Consider the following 3,149-nt stretch of genomic DNA (forward strand, 5'->3'; position numbering starts at 1 on the left):
TTTTGTCTCTTAGTTGAGATATTTTAAGTTCTTTTCTTATTGTATAAAAAACAAGCAGTAAATTGGTTATTTTATTTTTAATAACTGCTAGAATTGTGACTATATTCGATAGAGATCGGAGTTACAATGGAAGAGCTACAAAAAGCGTATAGTGCAAGAGCAAAAAAACTTAACAAAGTTGAAACAACAAAAGCGCTTAAAACTCCTAAAGAGGCGTTTGAGATGCTGGATTACTATGCAAAAAACGGTTATGCGTCGATTCCTGATGAAGATAAAAGCTACTTCTTGAAATGTTTTGGCATTTATGATAAAGATGCGCAAACTCCGCAAAAGTTTATGATACGCGTTCGCATTAGCGGCGGCTACTTGAATGCTGAACAAGCGAGAGTTTTAGGGTTAATTGCAAAAGAGTTTGGTGAAGATTATATAGATATCACAACTCGTGCGCAGATAGAGCTTCGCTATATCGACATCAAAGATATACCGACTATCTTTGAGCGTATGGGTGCGGTGGGGATTAGCTCGTACCAAACGGGCGTAGATAACTTTAGAAACATTGTTACCGACCCACTCGATGCCAAAGGATTTGACAATATTTTGCCTTCCTATGAGCTTTTAAAAACCTTAGAGAGAAGTTTTCTGCATAACTATGAGTGGATAAGCGCACTTCCTAGAAAGTTTAACACTGCAATCACAGGCTCGATTTCCAACAGATGCAACGCTTTTAGTCATGACTGTTGTTTTGTTTTGGCGCAAAAAGATGGACTTTACGGCTACAACATGTACCTCGGCGGAAAAGTCGGCAAAGTGGCAAAGAGTGCAGATATTTTTTTACTGCCTCATGAAGTGCCGAGTGCTTATAACTCTATTATTGATATTTTTAGAAGATTTGGATTTCGTGACAACAGAAACAAAAACCGTCTCTTCTTTTTAGTCGAAGCGGTAGGCATGGAGGAGATTAGGAGTGCGATTTGCCAAAATGCGGGAATTGATTTTGCGCGCGGAGGCGAGACCATGACAAAGCTTGATTTTAACGACCCAGACCACGGACGTGTGCAGCTCAGAGACGGAACTCTCGGCGTTCACATGGTTGTTCCTGCAGGTATCTTTAGCGGAAGCGATTTATTAAGTGTGGCAGACGTAAGTGAAAAATATGGAGACGGCGAGATAAGATTTGATATAGAGCAGAGCATTTATGTTTTGGGTGTAAAAGAAGTGAACTCACTATTGTCCGAGCCGCTCTTTAAAAAATACAGAAGCGTCGATTCACCATACAAAAATCATTTAATAGCATGTGCAGGTTCACAACACTGTGCATTTGGAGTGATTGAGAACAAAAGCGATGCTATAAAAATGGCGGAGTATTTGGAGCAAAAAGTGCCGCTTAATGAAGGACGAGTACGCATGTATTGGTCAGGATGTGTTAAAGGGTGCGGTCTGCATGGTCTGGGTGACATCGGTTTTGAAGGGTGCAAAGTCAAAGTAAACGGCGAAATGGAGGGTGGTGTAAATATCTCTCTTGGCGGAAAAATCACAAGTGAGGGTTTAGAAGGATATGCAGTCGTTAAATCGGCTCCGCTGCGGTATGCACACTTTTATGTAGAGACTCTGATGCTTGAGTACAAAAGAGTTAAAAATCCATATGAAAGTTTTGAGCTGTTTCATGAGCGGATTTTAAAGCTTTATACACCGGCTTTTATCGGTTTTGTAATGAAACTCGGGGCGTACATGAGAGATAAAAATATAAACATTGAGATAGGTTTTAGTGAGAAAGTAAACACGGGAAAAAATGAGGAGTTTGAGGTTTTTGAACTTGGACGTAAACTCTATTATAAGTTAAGCGGCAGCGAGGCATATTCGGCGTATGAGAGATTTACAAATACTCTAAAGAACGAAAAACTTGAAGATATCCGCATGTTTACACCACATGTAGATGAAAATCTCTCCATTTTATGTGAGAGAATTTTAGATACAAAAGAGCAAAATAGGGCAGTGGTTTTTTCAGAGCTTGAAGAGTTGATTTTGCTCGGCTAAGTCAAAAAAATTACAATATCTGCAGTGTTATTTCACTTGCCTTTACAACCCATCTAAACTCATCGCCTATTTTGCATTTTAGTCCATGAAGTGCGCCTTTGGTGATAAGTGCGTTAATCTCATGCCCTAAAAAATCAAGTGTAATATTTGCAAGAAGTTTACCATTTTCTATGTGGGTGATTTTTGAAACAAATGAATTTCTCTCACTCACAATAGAGTCCGTAGTTGCAAGAGTAACCTCCGTCTCTTTAAATATAAGATGTACATCCATCCCAACTTCCAGCCGATTTTCATCCCCGTTTTCAAGCAGCATAGAGTTTAAAAGCTGCCCCTTGACATCCATAAAAACAAGCATCAAGCTATCACTTTGTTTGATGGAGACGATATTTCCCTTTAAGATATTCATCTGCTAACTCCTTTGAGTGCAGTACGCATCTGCACTTTTATATCAAGCGGTTTTGCATGGTAAGGTGAGGATGTAACTATGAGATCAACTCCTGTTTTTGCAAACTCTGAAATATTTTTAATATTTATGCCGCCTGTCGCAGAGACGGTAATATTTTTAAACTCCTCTTTAAGAGCAACACACTCTCTTAGAGTCTCAAAATCCATCTTTTCACACTGTAGTATATCCGCACCCAAAGAGGCGAAATAGTGGGCATCTTCAAGGTTTTTTACCTCTACTGTTATTTTTTTTTCTATAAACTTTTTCTTGATAATCTTAAAGTTTCTCTCTAGTTCTTGCTTGTCGCTAAGAAATACCAAATGTTGCTCAAAGATTAAAATCGAATCATAGAGTCCAAGCCGATGAGGTGTTCCGCCTCCATCCATGACTGCTTTTAACATGAGCTCTTTTGCGCTTGGGAAATTTTTTCTTGTAGTAGCAAGGGCTATGTCTGGATTGATGGCTTTTGCAAGTTGCAGCATTTTGTCTGTATAGGTAGCGATGCCGCTCATATACTCAAAGATGTTTTGAGATATTTTCCATGCATGATGAAGCGATTTTGCATCGCCGCTGCACTCCAAAATAGTCTCTTTTGGAGCAATCATGTCACCGTTTTTTTTCAAAAATCTATATTTTAAGCCACACTTTTTTACAATTTTTTCTACTTCAT

The 3,149-nt window shown here is 38.8% G+C and carries 3 protein-coding genes; 1 reads left to right on the forward strand and 2 read right to left on the reverse strand.

The features are described 5' to 3' along the window. Nucleotides 1-126 precede the first annotated feature (126 nt). A complete protein-coding gene (locus RQ763_RS11025) occupies nucleotides 127-2,034 on the forward strand; it encodes a ferredoxin--nitrite reductase (protein ID WP_314153019.1) in 1,908 nt (635 codons plus the stop codon). 10 nt (nucleotides 2,035-2,044) lie between these two features. Here the strand turns inward: RQ763_RS11025 and RQ763_RS11030 are convergent, their stop codons facing one another. Further along, the gene (locus tag RQ763_RS11030; protein ID WP_314153020.1) at nucleotides 2,045-2,440 is read right to left on the reverse strand and encodes a molybdopterin-binding protein; all 396 of its coding nucleotides are present in this window, start codon (nucleotides 2,438-2,440) and stop codon (nucleotides 2,045-2,047) included. Continuing rightward, on the reverse strand, nucleotides 2,437-3,149 hold a 713-nt coding region (gene modD / locus RQ763_RS11035), incomplete at its 5' end, for a ModD protein (protein WP_314153021.1). The genes RQ763_RS11030 and modD, both read right to left, overlap by 4 nt.

This window comes from Sulfurimonas sp., from assembly GCF_032250635.1.
Taxonomy (GTDB): Bacteria; Campylobacterota; Campylobacteria; order Campylobacterales; family Sulfurimonadaceae; genus Sulfurimonas.

Excerpts from the sequence above, each read along its gene's own strand:
- RQ763_RS11030 (WP_314153020.1), bottom strand. The coding sequence starts at position 2,440 with ATGAATATCTTAAAGGGAAATATCGTCTCCATCAAACAAAGTGATAGC.
- RQ763_RS11025 (WP_314153019.1), top strand. The coding sequence starts at position 127 with ATGGAAGAGCTACAAAAAGCGTATAGTGCAAGAGCAAAAAAACTTAAC.